The organism is Anabaenopsis elenkinii CCIBt3563 (assembly GCF_015245355.1).
Lineage (GTDB): Bacteria > Cyanobacteriota > Cyanobacteriia > Cyanobacteriales > Nostocaceae > Anabaenopsis > Anabaenopsis elenkinii.
Genome location: NZ_CP063311.1, coordinates 3,895,297 through 3,910,252, shown reverse-complemented (window position 1 = coordinate 3,910,252; position 14,956 = coordinate 3,895,297). Strand labels below are relative to the sequence as shown.

Genomic DNA, 14,956 nt, shown 5'->3' with positions numbered 1-14,956 from the left:
AAGTTTTCAACAGGTAATTTTTATCTTAGGAAACAGGGAACAGGGAACACACAAAAAACAATAAAATCCAGTCCCCTCCCCTTACAAGGGGAGGGTTAGGGTGGGGTGAAACAATAGTTGATACACTAATCATGACTTACTAAACATCCTCTCAGCCTTACAACCTTACTTTGGTGGGAAATTAAACTAACCTCAACAGCATTTTAAGAAACATTCATTAATTGTGCTGCGGTAATCACCGCCTGTCCCAATGATATATTGCCATCATTAGCAGGAAATAAATTATGTGTCAGTACATGGATACCTAACTTTTCTAAACCTGCCTTTACCTGTGCTAATAAGATACAGTTTTGAAATACACCCCCTGTTAAAGCCACCTGATTAATTACATTTTCGTGACACAGATGTTTAACTAAATTGACAATAGTTTGAGATAAACTTTGATGAAATTTTGTAGCTATATCTGATGGCGTAACTTGTTTTTGCAAGTCTTGAAGTAAGTCTGGCCACATTGCTTTAGAGTCTATATAGTAAATACTATCGGAAAAATTTACCTCAAAAGGATAAATTAGAGTTTCTTCATAATTATTTAAACTGTGAGGATTAACTAAAGCCTCCATGGCGATCGCAGCTTGTCCTTCATAGCTGCATTCTTGGGGATAAATACCCATAGCAGCTGCAACCCCATCGAATAACCTCCCAACGGAGGAAGCGAGGGGGGAGTTAATTCCCTGTGCTACAGCTTGATTAATCAGCTTTAAAGGCTTTTGCTGTAAAAATTTGATAATTTCCAACTCAGAATATTCTTGTTGACAAGTCTCCCAAAGATCAGCGCTAAGTAAATGGGCGTAGGTATTACGCCAAGGTTGGTAAATAGCCTTTTCACCCCCAATCATAGCTACAGGCTTAAAAGTTGCTAATCGCTGAAATTGGCGATAATCTGCTAACAGAAATTCACCCCCCCAAAATGTACCATCTTCGCCATAACCCAACCCATCTAAAGCAATACCTAAAACTGGGGGTGCATTTAAAGGAATACCATTTTCTGCCATACAAGCAGCAATATGGGCGTGATGATGTTGGATCTGATGCAATTTAACTTTATTCACAGGTGCGACTTCCTTACCCAGTTTTGTCGCCAGATATTCAGGATGTTTGTCAACAGCGATCGCCTGGGGTTGATGTTCAAATAAATTTAAATAGAGATTGAGTGTATCATGATAGCCATAAAAAGCCCCTGCATTTTCTAAATCTCCCAAATGCTGGGAAACAATCGCCTCATTTTCCCGCAATAGACAAAAGGTATTTTTTAACTGACTACCCATTGCTAAAATCGGCGGTACCTGCTCAAATCCCGGCGGTAACTTCATCGGTGCTGGTGCGTATCCCCTAGCTCTGCGAATGATTTTTACTTGATCATCAACCACCCGCACCACAGAATCATCAACTCGGTTGACAATTTCCCGATTGTGTAACAGAAAATAATCAGCTATTTTACCTAACTTTTCCCTAGCTTCCCCATTATCAATACATTGTGGTTCATCAGCAATATTCCCACTGGTTAGCACAATGGGGCGCTTCATCCGCCGTAAAATTAAATGATGTAAAGGTGTATAAGGTAACATAAAACCCAGGGTATTTTGCCCTGGTGCAACTCCAGGCGCAATGGGAAACTCAGGAATTAGCTTCCCATCTTCACTTTCCCATGGTTTCTGATGTAACAACACAATAGGCGCTGCGGGACTCTGTAATAATTCCCTTTCCCTGGCGTTGACTATACAATATTGTTCAATAATAGAAATATCCCGCGCCATTAAAGCCAAAGGCTTATGATCACGGTGTTTACGTTGACGGAGTTTTTGCACAACCCCCTCTTGAGTTGCATCACAAGCCAGATGAATACCACCCAACCCCTTAATAGCCACAATCTCCCCTTTTTGCAGCAAAGTACAAACAGCATCCACATCATCAAGCATAGAAAACATGGAAGCCGTCACAGGTTGACCATCAGCGCGTTCTAACCAAGCTGTGGGTCCGCAAGTATGACAAGCTACAGGTTGGGCATGAAAACGGCGATTTTCTACATCATTATACTCCTGCTCACATTCCGCACACATAGGGAACGCAGACATACTGGTATTGCATCTATCGTAAGGAATCCCACGAATAATACTGAACCGGGGGCCGCAGTGAGTGCAATTAGTAAAAGGATAACGAAAAAATCGACTAAAGGGGTCAAAAATTTCTTGTTGACATTGGGGACAAGTCGCAGCATCAGGAGCAATTTCAGTTTTAATAGAACTGCTGACACTGTGAGCAATCACAAAATCAGGAAAACTCCAATTACCCTCATAAGGTGTGCGAATCAACTCCTGAATTTTTGCCAAAGGAGGACATTCAATATATAGTCGTCCTACAAAATCAGCGATCGCCCCCTCACTTCCAGACACCCGAATTAAAACCCCCTCACCATCATTACAAACTTCACCACATAACCCCCCAGCTTTAGCTAAACGATAAACAGTAGGGCGAAATCCCACACCCTGAACAGTACCACGAACTCTAATTTCTTCGGTTACCACATCTTCCATGGTTCTTTTTTTACGCATCAGGATTTAAAAAACTCTTACTGTAACCGCCACAACAAAACCCGATTATTTCCAGAATCAGCAATCACCACGGTATTACCGCAAACCTTCACCCCATAACACCAATTTAAACTATCCCGCCCTGGTAAACCAAAATTACGATTTTCACCTTTACTGTCAAAATTTGCTTGTCCCGCGATCGCATCAGCCACCGCCCCCTGCAATAATAATAAAGATTCCCGTCTTTTCCATCCTAACAACCGGGAATTAGCAGTATCAGCAACCAGCAACCAATCATTACCAACACCTACACCATAAGGCATACTCATACTACCAGCACTAGGAAAATAAACACCTTGATTCATTTCCACAACATCAAAGCCTTGTTGTCCCAGAACCACCGCACAAGGCGCATTATTTTCTGTAGGTATTCCCTCCCAAATCATTACCCGATGATTACCCGCATCAGCCACCACTAAATTATCATCCCAAACCGTAATATCATGACACCAGCGCATACTCGCAGCAGTAGGAGAACCCCCCCCATTTTCATGGCGCGATATCAGATCTGGTTGTCCCAAAACTAAATCAGCTGGTTGACCATTTTCTGTAGGTAACTCATGCCAAATTAATAACCGCCGATTTCCCGTATCAGCAACAAATAACTTACCTTGATCATAAAAAACACCATAGGGCCAGTGCATAGTATCAGCTGCTGCTGAAGTACCTCCATTGGGTTCACAATGGCTAAAATCAGCTTGACCTAACACTAAATCTGCTGGTACATGACTATCTTCCGGGACATTATACCAAATCAATACCCGATGATTCCAAGCATCAGCCACCGCTAACCCATGACCACAAGCACAAATTCCCGTAGGAACACTAAAAGTATTTCTCCCCGGTGAACTTTTAGCATTTTGTCCCTCATGCTCAAAATCCGGTTGTCCAATTACCCAGTCAGCTGGTTGACTATCTCTAGTCGGTAAATTTCGCCATCCCAATAAGCGGTGATGTCCCGTATCTGATACCCATAATGGACCGGTTGGAGATAATAAACAAGCACCACGAGGGCCAAACATAGATACCGCACTAGGTACTATAGGCACTGCTAATATTTCTGGTGTAATTATATCACCTAAAATCACCTCAGGACCATGAGCCGATAAAGGTAATTGGGGTGCAGCATTAATATTGATGGGTATATCCATTAACCGGCGATTATTTCCTATAAAAATTACCTGAATCAAACAGAATATTTAGGCAATTTTACAAACACTTTATCGTTTTTAATTTGTACTGGATAAGACTGTAATGGAATATCCGCAACAGTTAAACATTCACCAGTTTGTAAGTTATACTGAAATCCATGAGATGCACAAGTGAGAATGTGATTATCTAACTTACCCCGATCTAAAGGAGTTGCTAGGTGTGGGCAAGCATTCAGGTAACAGTTAACATTTTCACCATGACGATATAAAATCAGGGAATTCTTCCCTATTTTACCTGTCAAGATTCCCGATTGGGGAATTTGCTCCACTGTGGTCACTTTTACCCAAGTGGCTGTATCTTTCCCAGCCAATATACTATTGACTCCAGAAGCACCATCATTAACAGCCACAACTTTGGTAATTTCCGGACAATGATTTTTTATCGATTGTTCCACAGTTTGAGTTAAAGTTAAATTAGAAGTGGCACAGCTGCTACAACTACCAATTAATTTAACTTCTACTGTATCAGGTGCTTTAATTGCCACAAATTCCACATCACCGTTATGGCTTTGTAAGCCGGGTCTAACTTCTGCAAGGGCTGCTTGCACTCTGTCTATTAGGGATGGTTGTGGGGGTTTAATTAGTTCATGATAGAGCAGAACAGAATATACTATATCATCATCTACTGCCTGCCGCAAGGCTGATATTGACTCTTTTTTGACGGTTTTAATTAAACTAGTCAGTGCTGCTTTATGTAAATCTTCAATCGCTCTTTTTAGTCCTACAGCTACACACCTTTGGCTTTCATCCCATTGAGATATAATCGCTTCAAATCGGTTAATCTCCGTAACTAATTCTTCCAGCTTGGTCATGAGATATTGGTCGGTAGTTGGTAGTATTTGGCTGACTTGGTGATATAATTATTCGCCAGGTTATCAATGTTATTATAGGCTCAGTATTTTCCCGCCCTCTCATTTACAGCACTTTTCAAGTAAATAAAGTACACATCTTAATATCATAAATCTTGTGGGGTGGGCATCCTGCCCGCCCTTCTGTACTTCACTCAGATAAAATGCGCTGTAAATAAAATTTCTGCAATTAACTACTAACCGCAGGGTACACAGATGAATACATATAATTCCTGATTCATCTGTATTTGATTAATTGCAGATACTAGATTTATTTCATTTTGAAATCTTTCAATAGATATGGCATCATTGCACCTGTAATTAAACTACATACTGTCACTGCTAGGTAAAAAGGGATTGCAGTTTGGGATAATATCAATATGAGAGAACCGACACCTGTCGCCATGAGAATTTTTTGGAAAAAATCCCCTGGGTCACGCAGAAGTTTACCTTTGAAAAATAATTTGGCAGATAGCCATCCAAGTTCTAACATTATGCCTCCTAATAACTGCTGAATAGGTTGAGTAGAGCAAAACTTAATAATATGGCGGGAATCACACCAGCAGGGGCAAATAATGCCCCTAAAGTGGCTGAAAATTGATAGCCAATGTCTTTTCCTGCTAATATCATGGCACTAATTGCACCGCTAAACATTGATAAGGCGATAGCTATCAATATCCAGGTAAATTCTGTGGTTAGGTTCAAGTTACCATCTGCTAAGTTCGAGAGTATTTCTGTCATAGTGATTCGGTGATAGGTGTAAGTAAATTCCCAACTAATCCATAGTTACGCGCATTTGTGCTTCTATATCTTGTATAGCTTGGGCGACAATTTCTGCTTGTTCTTGCTGTTCATGTTTGGTGAAAATTGCCCAAGCTTCTTGATAGTAATTATATGCTTGTAAGAGGTTTTGAGGATTCCCCAATTCTGGCTTTTCTAGGTCATCGGGTAAGTTAAATAAGGCGTTCGCTTTATTCGATATGGTGTTGGCGTATTCTAGGGGGGTGTCTCTGGGGTTACGGACTTTGAGGGCTTCGTCATAAGCTGCGATCGCCCGTAAGTTATTATCTAGAGGATGGGAACTGACTAAATATTGCAAAGCATTACCCAAATTGTTTTGCAACATGGCATATTCACGAGGATGGTCAATTAAGTTAATGTGCTGTAATGCCACTTCAAAGGATTGTACTGCTAACCCCTGACGTAGGTATTCTTGTTGTGATGCCATAGGCATGGACAAATAGGCGATCGCAATATTATTGTATAAAATTGCGTATTCCTGTGGGTAATTGTCCCAAGTAAACACCTGCAAAGCCTGATGATAGGCTTGGATACTGTCCGTCATCCGTGCCAGATTGAATGGTACTAACGACTGCAAAACCAGCCCCAGATTCATCTGTGCCTCTGCCACTTCTGCCGGTAATGCTAATTGCTGTAAAATTGGCAAAGCTTGCTCATAATTTGCTTTGGCTTCTAGCAGCAGTTGAGAACCGCCATTAGGTATACTTTGTAACGTCCCTGCCATCCCCACCAAAGCCCTGGCTTGCAATAGGGGGTATTCCTCACCACACATCTGATAGGCTCGGTAATATAGACCCATTGCATTGCGTAAATCTTGGGCGGTTTTGGGTTGCTGATGAAAGCCTTGAGCCATTTCAATCAGCATCTGGATTTTTTCTGCTACTGTGGCTGACTCCGAGCCAATAGCTGCGATCGCTGCTTTTACTGCTGAATCTGTAATAGTGGGGTTCATAACTGCCTTGATTTGGTCAAAGCCCATTAATGGGTAGGTTTATCAACTCAGCAGATTTACACAGGTTTAAAATCCCATAAATCAACACTTGGCAATTAAGCCCAAAATCAAATCTAAGTAGCTAAGATTGCAGTGTGTGAGACTCAGCTGATAATTATTTTAAGTCAACGGTATTGTGCTGTAGACTGCGGTTTGAGATTCCCCGATCCAAACTAGGAAATATAGCACTATTCAAGTCAAGCAAGTACACATATTAATATCATCAATCCTCTGGGGTCAACATCCTAACCGCTGTACTCAACTCAAATGAAATCGGCGCTCATTTTCCCCATACCCTTGTATAGATTTGATTAATCTACGTGGAAAATTGATCAAATCAATTCTTTTACCATAAGGCAATCTGTTGATCAAAATCAACCGGGAAATTGCCAATATTAATATCACCTTTAAACACCTGAAATATTTAAAGACTATTTGAGGACTGCTAACTTCAATAATCTATTACATTTTGATGAAGAAAAAATAATTAATTCAAAAATTAAATTATAATAATAAATATTGATAAACAGGTGATACTCTACAAGTCTCATCACCTCCATCAGTGCATAATCAACAATACAAAAATGTCTAGCTAATGACTAACGTACTATGGCTGCAAGGTGGTGCGTGCTCAGGTAACACCATGTCATTTCTTAACGCCGAAGAACCGACAGTCTGTGATTTAATTGCCGACTTTGGTATTAAGGTACTTTGGCATCCCTCCTTGGGACTGGAACTAGGTAACGATTTACAAACCCTCCTCTGGGATTGTATCTTAGGCAAAATTCCCCTAGATATCTTAGTCTTTGAAGGCAGCGTTGTAAATGCCCCCAATGGTACAGGGGAATGGAACCGTTTCGCCGATCGCCCCATGAAAGACTGGTTAACCGACCTATCCCAATCGGCTAAATTTATCGTAGCAGTGGGAGACTGCGCCACATGGGGAGGAATCCCAGCTATGTCACCCAACCCCAGCGAATCAACAGGCTTGCAATTTCTCAAGCGTCAACCAGGGGGCTTTTTAGGTCAGGATTTTGTTTCTAAAGCCGGAATACCGGTAATTAATATTCCCGGATGTCCCGCCCATCCCGATTGGATTACGCAGATATTAGTGGCGATCGCCACCGGACGCATAACCGACATCGCCCTAGATGAATTACATCGTCCCCAAACCTTCTTCAACACATACACTCAAACAGGCTGTACCCGTAACGTTCACTTTGCTTACAAAGCATCCACAGGGGAATTTGGTCAACGTAAAGGTTGCCTATTTTATGATTTAGGCTGTCGTGGTCCCATGACCCACTCATCCTGTAACCGCATTTTGTGGAACCGTGTTTCCTCCAAAACTCGCGCCGGTATGCCTTGTTTAGGTTGTACAGAACCAGAATTTCCCTTCTTTGACCTTCAACCAGGAACCGTATTTAAAACCCAAACAATCATGGGAGTTCCTAAAGAACTACCCCCCGGAGTCAAACCCAAAGACTACGCCGTTTTGACCATGGCCGCTAAAGATGCAGCCCCAGCTTGGGCAGAAGAAGACTTTTTCACAGTTTAGGGAATGGGACTAGAGACCCCATTCCTTAATTAATTACAGGAGAGGAGAATGGCAATTAAAACATTAGATATTTCCCCCGTTGGTAGAGTTGAGGGGGATTTAGATGTGCGCGTTGATATTGAAAATGGGCGGGTAGTGAACGCCTGGACACACGCCGAACTGTTTCGCGGCTTTGAAATTATCTTACGCGGCAAAGACCCCCAAGCCGGATTAATTGTCACACCCCGCATCTGCGGTATCTGCGGTGGTTCCCATCTCACCAGTGCATCTTGGGCATTAGATACACTTTGGGGTACAGAAGTGCCTCGCAATGCCATATTGGCCAGAAATTTGGGTCAAATTGTGGAAACAATGCAAAGTATACCTAGATATTTTTATGGATTGTTTGCCATTGACCTCACTAATAAAAATTACCGTCGTAGTCGCTTTTATGAAGAAGCTTGTCGCCGCTTTGCAGCCTTCACAGGTAAATCTTACGAAATTGGTGTCACAATTTCCGGCAAACCCGTAGAAATATACGCTTTATTCGGTGGTCAATGGCCACATTCTAGTTACATGGTTCCTGGTGGTGTGATGTGCGCCCCCACCCTCACCGATATTACCCGCGCTTGGGCAATCCTGGAATACTTCCGCACCAATTGGTTAGAGCCTGTATGGTTGGGTTGTTCCCTAGAACGCTATGAACAAATCCGCACCTATGATGATTTTATGGCCTGGCTAGATGAAGACCTGAATCATCGTGAGTCTGACTTGGGTTTTTATTGGCGCATGGGTTTAGATATCGGTCTTGACAGATATGGCGCTGGTGTTGGTAAATATGTCACTTGGGGATATTTAGCCCATGAAGACAAATACCAAAAGCCCACCATTGCCGGGCGCAATGCTGCTATGATTATGAAAAGTGGTGTATATGACAGCTTCAGCGATACTCACACTTTAATGGAGCAGTCCCAAATCCGGGAAAATACCACTCATTCCTGGTACGATGAGGGTACCGCAGATATTCACCCCACCAACCGCACTACTAAACCCACTGTTAATAATAGCAAAGATTTTGACAATGCTTACTCTTGGGCTAGTGCTGTACGTCACCAAGATTTCGGACGCTTAGAAGCTGGACCCCTAGCCCGGCAGTTAGTAGCTGGTGGTAATCACGGCGAATCTTGGCAACACCATGACGGATTTATTCTAGATGTCTTTAAGCACATGGGTGGTGCTAGTGTTCACGTACGCCAGTTAGGACGATTGCATGAGATTGTCAAGTTATATCGCCAAGCTGAACACTGCTTACGGGAGTTTCAATTAAATGACCCTTGGTATATTAAACCTACAGAAAAGGATGGCCAGGGTTGGGGCGCAACCGAAGCAGCGCGGGGTGCTTTGTCTCACTGGGTGGAGGTAGAGAACGGTAAAATTAAAAATTACCAAGTAATTACTCCTGGTACTTGGAATATTGGCCCCCGTGACGGTGAAGGTAAACTCGGCCCCATTGAAGAAGCTTTAATCGGGACACCCATAGAAGATTCTACGGACCCGGTGGAGGTTGGTCACGTGGCGCGATCTTTTGATTCTTGTTTAGTGTGTACTGTTCACGCTCACGATGCGAAAACTGGCGCAGAGTTGGCACGTTTTCGTACTGCTTAAGTATACTTTGATGTCTTGGTAGCAGCAAGTTGTTAATTGTTGCTATCAATGTATTATTTGACCCACCTACAAGATATCAGGATCAATTCCCCGGGATTGTAAATAGGCTCTGAGTTTTTCCTTTTCTTGGCGTTCTTGTTCTGCGCGTTGGCGTTCCTGTTCTGCGCGTTGGCGTTCTTGTAAAATCTTCTCTACCGCCCAGGGTAACAAATTACCCTGATTATCCCACCATCTCAACCAATAACCACTGCGCCCTTCCTTGTCTCCCCGCCATGTTCCCAAAAATAGCCCCATACTCTCTACCCAGTGGCGGCCATTTTCATCCGCTGACTTTAACTCATACCGCCCATTTTCTAACTGATAATATTCTAATAGTCCTCCCTCTGGCTCAAAAATTACATACACTGGAACTTGTAAAATTTGTTCATAAAAAAACCATTTACCGGGTGGGTATGTACGTTTGACTGAATATTCCCCCCCCTCTTTATCTGAAAGAAACTCCATGACTATGGCGGGAATATCTCCCTCTAAGTGGGGTGTATAGCTTTTCCTATCTGGTAATATTTCCTTAACTCCCGGTACATATAACCAATCCGGGGCTTTAGCAATAAACTGTCCATCTAGGGTAGCACATAGCCCAAAGTTAGCCGCGATTAAGATTTGTGGTTGGATAAAACCAGCAATTTCTAAACTTTCTCTTAATGCACCTGCTAATAGTGGCTGTCCTGTATTATCCACCGGTTCATCCTCTAGGTCAAAGTCCTGCGGTAATGGTTCCCAAGTGATAACTATCCCTGGGGGTGATGTGGTTTGACTAACTAGGGAGGATGTTACCATAAACACTACCTGTTATTTATTACGATTATAATCCAATTTCTCAACAATGCCTATTCTGAACATATCGTAGCTTAACATACTAAAAGTAATAGCGGTAATGGGTTAGGCTAGCTATGATGCACCTCAAAAAAAATCAATTTACACGGTAAGCCTGTGTCTGATATACCGCTACATAGATATCTCCCTCGCCTCCCTGAAGCAGCACTACAAGAATTCATAGAATGGTGTGTTTTAGAGCAAGCAAAAGCCGCCGAATGTAATTTTACTCCAGACCAAAGTAAGTTAAATAACTTGCCACCCACAGAGTACATTCCCAAGCTGATTGACCAGTTTATGAAGGTGAAACCAGACCCGATTAAAGCTGGTTTAGTAGCTGCGATCGCTGGGAAAGAAGCTGACGAACATGGGTTATCTGGATTGGCAGTTATAGCCGATTTTATAGCACTTTATGTCAAGTATTTAATTCCTAAAGATGGCAATACTCCAGAACAAGCCGAAATGATCTTAACTGACGCATCACAAAAGCAGTGTGAAAAATTTATGGAAATTGCCAAAAAATATGATGTGAAGTTTTAGTATTTTCCCTAAATGATTAGTCAGAGGTTTTTTCTAGCAGTCAAAACCTCTGATTTATCCACCAATGATTACCTAATTAAAACAAACTTGTTAACTATTATCGGTTGCGGTAACCTCAACCGCAGTGACGACGCTGTAGGGGTAATTATTGCTCAACGCCTACAACAATATCTAGCCCAAAATCCCCATCCCCATGTGCAAGTATATGACTGTGGAACCGCTGGGATGGAAGTAATGTTTCAAGCTAGAGGTAGTGAAGAATTAATAATCATTGATGCTAGTTCTACAGGTTCAGAACCAGGCGCTGTATTTCAAGTCCCTGGACAAGAACTAGAAGCATTACCAGAACCTAGTTATAACTTACATGATTTTCGCTGGGATCATGCTTTAGCAGCTGGGAGGAAAATCTTTAATCAAGACTTTCCCCAACAAGTAACAGTTTACCTGATTGAAGCTGCCAATCTTAATTTAGGACTAGAACTAAGTCCCGTGGTGCGAAATTCTGCTGATTTAGTTTTTCAACAATTAGTCAGTAAATTGAATCACTAATTACGCCCAATCACGATAAACCGCAAGTTCATCTACCCTCATTTCAAAAGGTATACCCTGACTATCGGGGGGACAAACCCGAATTTTAGCACTGGTGATAATGGAGTGAAGTAATGTTCCCATGGGGACAATTTTTTGTAAAACCCGCCAGTTAGTAACTTGATCTGGACATTCAATTACTAGTGTCATCGCATTAGCGCGGGTGGTGACATACCAGCGACAATTAGAGAGTAGATTTTGAATCGTGCGATCGCACTGTTGATAAAAATACCTACTAATAGAATACTCTAATTGTTGCCGTAGTATAATATCTGCCGATGTCGGCTGCATAGGATGAGAGTCATCACTATCAAAATAGAAATTATTCTTAGCCATCTGCTGATTATAATCCTAGTTATTTGCCAATAGCCATTCCATAGAGGAAATCTTGAGTTTCTTCATCATAAAAAGAACCAATCCCACGACAACCAATTCTGTGGACCAACGAAACCCGTTAATTCCATAGCTATTTGATAATTTGTCTATTCAGATACTAAAAGCCAAGTTACAACGCCACCTCTGGTAATGAATCGCCTGATTGACGCATTAGTAACCGGTCTGTTATCTGAAATCAACTGCTGTGAGCAAATATGTACCTTGATATAATCCAGGTAATATCCCCTCTACTCGATGTACAACAGAGTCAATTTCGACTTTCTCAAAAAATGCTCTGTTGGTATTGGTTGTGCGATTTGTGGCCAGAGATATAGATAATCTTCTTGAGCAATAAACAGTTTCCGGAAACCTATCACTGAAGGTTTATTCCACACAGTATGATAAAATTTATCTCTGTCAACATGAAACTTTAGCTGTAGTAATTGCTGTACTGGAATCTGCTGTAAAGCCGTTGCTTGATAGCTATCTTCAATAAATGATTAGCTGCAAAATAGTCTGTACCGCAGACAAAAGGAACTTTCACTTGCAAAGCTATAATTGACTTGTCTTCCATCTGGACTGAGATTACCCCAGCAGTGATAAACTCTCAATTTTCAAAGTCTAACACCGGATCGAGAGCAAGTTGATCACAGTCAAAAATCAGTTGTATATCTTGGTTATGGAGATCAGCTAATGCTGCGATTACCTTTGGTAACGCGCTATGGTTTCGCCACCCAAGCGATCGCGCGATCGCACCTAAATGATGATCGCTATCTAAAAAGCAATATCTTAGGCTCCTATCCTGATATTTCCAACTAGACCTATAATAAACACAACTAATAAAAAAAATGCATCCCTTGATACTTTTTCCTGGTATAATATAATTTTCTACTTCCTTAGAATTAGTTCATCAATAGGAGTTAGAGAATTATTCTCAACTTTTAGCATTCCCAACATCCCAGCAATTTGTACATCAACCTCCCTAGGATATAAAGCCCCTTGCTCAAGGATTTACCCTTAGAGGATGTTTGATAAGTCATGATTAGTGTATCAACTATTGTTTCACCCCACCCTAACCCTCCCCTTGTAAGGCTATCCATTACCCACATCTTTCTTAACATTGCTGGAAGGCAAACACAATAAAGGTTGTAGAGATGTGCATAGTGGGGAGGATTGACAAAAAAGAATAAGTATGGATATTGAGAAGACCCAACAGGTGATTGAGTTTTTGAATACAGGGGCGAGGGGCTACCCTCCGCCATAGGCGATCGCTAAATGTCAAGATAAGATGGGGAATCGGAGTGAAGTAATTGCCAAGTAGCAGCAATATCGTGTAAGCGTCGTAGCCCACGCCAAATGGTTTTCACACCCGGTTCACCATCACCTTTGCGACCCAAAAAACCACCAAGAGTGGCAATCATTCGCACAGCATCATGCAAAGAAGGTGGGTGGTCTGGAGGAATAGGATTTTTGTTGATAGTGGCACATAAGGACTGCCATTCACTGTTTTCCAAAACAACATCACAAGGTAAATCAGGATGAACTCGTGCTTGATAAGTAAGCCATAACAATCGCCAAGCGACAATAGTATAAGTGGCTAGTGCCATGTGAATTCGGTCAGCAGTTTCCAGTTGTAATTTCTCGATGCCACAGCCACTTTTTAATGTGTAATGATAACGTTCTATCAACCAACGGTAAGTGTACCATTGAACACAACATGCAGCATCTTCTAGACTGTTAATTTCTAAGCTAGTAATTAATAACCAACTAATGGGATTTGTTCCTGGAGGTGGATTTTCCTCTTCTGCCAAAATTACTTGTAACCTGACAGGTTTTAGCTGTAAACGTCCAATATGGTGTAATGGTACTTGAATATCAAAACTCGTGAACCTAATTGTCAGTCTCGCCTGTCTGGAACTATGTTCTGGAGAGCGTTTTACTTCTACAGTCACTGTTCCAGATGCTTCGATTTGACGAATGGCAAGATGTAGATATTTGCCACAATGGTCTACTTTACGATTATGAGTCCCACGAATTAGTAAGTGTGATTTTTCTCGACGTTGCTGGTTAAAAAGGTCAAATATATCCGCCTCTGAGTCACCTATTGTTACTACTTCAATTTCTGAGGGAATCAAATTTTGTGTAGTCTGCAACCCATCCAACCAACGTTGACTTTCTTTTTCTTTTGTCTCTCGTTGACGACGTTTTTTAGCAATACCTAAATTCTCTTGTTCTCTTGCCCATACTTGCTGCTCAATAATTCCTAACGGTACTCCATTACTTGTGGCTGCAAGTGTTGAATGTACTTTTAATCCTGATGATTTTCTGTGGTCAAGATAACCTACTCCTTTTGTGGCTGGGTGCGATGTTAAATCTATGTTTGTTGTATCTTGTATTGCCAATACTATCTCATGTTTTTTGATTCTTTCTATGGTGCTGGATGTGTGGGCAGCACGAATATCACCTGCTTGAAAATGTGGTGATTTCCAAAAATTATATGTTGCCTTTGTTGCTGCTATATTTCCACAAGCAAGTGGTACACTACTATCTGGTTGTGCTGCCAAATCTTCTACTATCCTGATTAACCGCTTGTTTCGACGTGCATCCCCTAAGTTTACCTGTGCCAATTCTTTCGCTGCCCACTTTTCCATGATGCCATTACCCAGTCTTCTCTTTCAAAACTATAGCCATCAAGGCTTTCACTCTGATGTTAAGTCTTTTGTCTAATTGTTAAGAAAGATGTGGGTAATGGATAGCCTTGTAAGGGGAGGGGACTGGATTTTATTGTTTCGGAGTGTCCCCCATTCCCTGCTTCCTGCTCCCTGCTTCCTGCTCCCTGCTCCCTGTTCCCTGTTCCCTGTTCCCTGTTCCCTAATATA

The 14,956-nt window shown here is 41.8% G+C and carries 14 protein-coding genes; 5 read left to right on the top strand and 9 right to left on the bottom strand.

Translation table 11 applies throughout. From position 1 onward, the window contains the following. Nucleotides 1–203: 203 nt before the first annotated feature. The 6 genes from hypF to IM676_RS17140 form a co-directional block, all read right to left on the bottom strand. Nucleotides 204–2,582, bottom strand: a complete 2,379-nt coding sequence (hypF, locus tag IM676_RS17165) for a carbamoyltransferase HypF (protein WP_200990257.1) — start codon at nt 2,580–2,582, stop codon at nt 204–206. Between the two features lie 44 nt (nt 2,583–2,626). After that, entirely contained in the window at nt 2,627–3,799 is a 1,173-nt protein-coding gene (locus tag IM676_RS17160) for an NHL repeat-containing protein (protein WP_200988006.1), read from the bottom strand. A 35-nt stretch (nt 3,800–3,834) separates the two neighbouring features. After that, nucleotides 3,835–4,671, bottom strand: coding sequence for a NifU family protein (locus tag IM676_RS17155; RefSeq protein WP_200988005.1), 837 nt, complete (start codon nt 4,669–4,671; stop codon nt 3,835–3,837). A gap of 307 nt (nt 4,672–4,978) precedes the next feature. After that, entirely contained in the window at nt 4,979–5,200 is a 222-nt protein-coding gene (locus tag IM676_RS17150) for a hypothetical protein (protein ID WP_200988004.1), read from the bottom strand. An 8-nt stretch (nt 5,201–5,208) separates the two neighbouring features. Continuing rightward, entirely contained in the window at nt 5,209–5,448 is a 240-nt protein-coding gene (locus tag IM676_RS17145) for a hypothetical protein (protein WP_200988003.1), read from the bottom strand. Between the two features lie 34 nt (nt 5,449–5,482). Then, nucleotides 5,483–6,460 carry a tetratricopeptide repeat protein gene (locus IM676_RS17140; protein WP_200988002.1) on the bottom strand — a complete coding sequence of 326 codons (978 nt, stop codon included), beginning with the start codon at nt 6,458–6,460 and terminating at the stop codon, nt 5,483–5,485. A 634-nt stretch (nt 6,461–7,094) separates the two neighbouring features. On the opposite strand from IM676_RS17140, the gene IM676_RS17135 reads away from it, so the two are divergent. Together IM676_RS17135 and IM676_RS17130 are read left to right on the top strand one after the other, a co-directional pair. Beyond that, nucleotides 7,095–8,057, top strand: a complete 963-nt coding sequence (locus IM676_RS17135) for a hydrogenase small subunit (protein WP_200988001.1) — start codon at nt 7,095–7,097, stop codon at nt 8,055–8,057. Nucleotides 8,058–8,105: 48 nt separating this feature from the next. Next, nucleotides 8,106–9,701, top strand: a complete 1,596-nt coding sequence (locus IM676_RS17130) for a nickel-dependent hydrogenase large subunit (RefSeq protein ID WP_200988000.1) — start codon at nt 8,106–8,108, stop codon at nt 9,699–9,701. Between the two features lie 66 nt (nt 9,702–9,767). Here the strand turns inward: IM676_RS17130 and IM676_RS17125 are convergent, their stop codons facing one another. Beyond that, nucleotides 9,768–10,538, bottom strand: coding sequence for a Uma2 family endonuclease (locus IM676_RS17125; RefSeq protein ID WP_200987999.1), 771 nt, complete (start codon nt 10,536–10,538; stop codon nt 9,768–9,770). A gap of 153 nt (nt 10,539–10,691) precedes the next feature. Here IM676_RS17125 and IM676_RS17120 point away from each other — a divergent pair, with 153 nt between their 5' ends. Both IM676_RS17120 and IM676_RS17115 read left to right on the top strand, forming a co-directional pair. Further along, nucleotides 10,692–11,114, top strand: coding sequence for a hypothetical protein (locus tag IM676_RS17120; protein ID WP_200987998.1), 423 nt, complete (start codon nt 10,692–10,694; stop codon nt 11,112–11,114). Between the two features lie 87 nt (nt 11,115–11,201). Continuing rightward, nucleotides 11,202–11,663 (top strand): hydrogenase maturation protease, encoded by a 462-nt coding sequence (locus IM676_RS17115; protein ID WP_200990256.1) that lies wholly within the window; start codon nt 11,202–11,204, stop codon nt 11,661–11,663. Here IM676_RS17115 and IM676_RS17110 read toward each other — a convergent pair whose 3' ends face one another. Further along, complete coding sequence (locus tag IM676_RS17110; protein WP_200987997.1) at nt 11,664–12,038, bottom strand: hypothetical protein; 375 nt, start codon at nt 12,036–12,038, stop codon at nt 11,664–11,666. Nucleotides 12,039–12,770: 732 nt separating this feature from the next. Between IM676_RS17110 and IM676_RS20075 the strand changes: the two genes are divergently transcribed. Next, on the top strand, nt 12,771–12,896 hold the full coding sequence (locus IM676_RS20075) for a hypothetical protein (RefSeq protein WP_263973147.1): 126 nt from the start codon (nt 12,771–12,773) through the stop codon (nt 12,894–12,896). A gap of 452 nt (nt 12,897–13,348) precedes the next feature. Here the strand turns inward: IM676_RS20075 and IM676_RS17105 are convergent, their stop codons facing one another. Further along, a complete protein-coding gene (locus tag IM676_RS17105; RefSeq protein WP_200986960.1) occupies nt 13,349–14,728 on the bottom strand; it encodes an IS4 family transposase in 1,380 nt (459 codons plus the stop codon). Nucleotides 14,729–14,956: the final 228 nt, after the last annotated feature.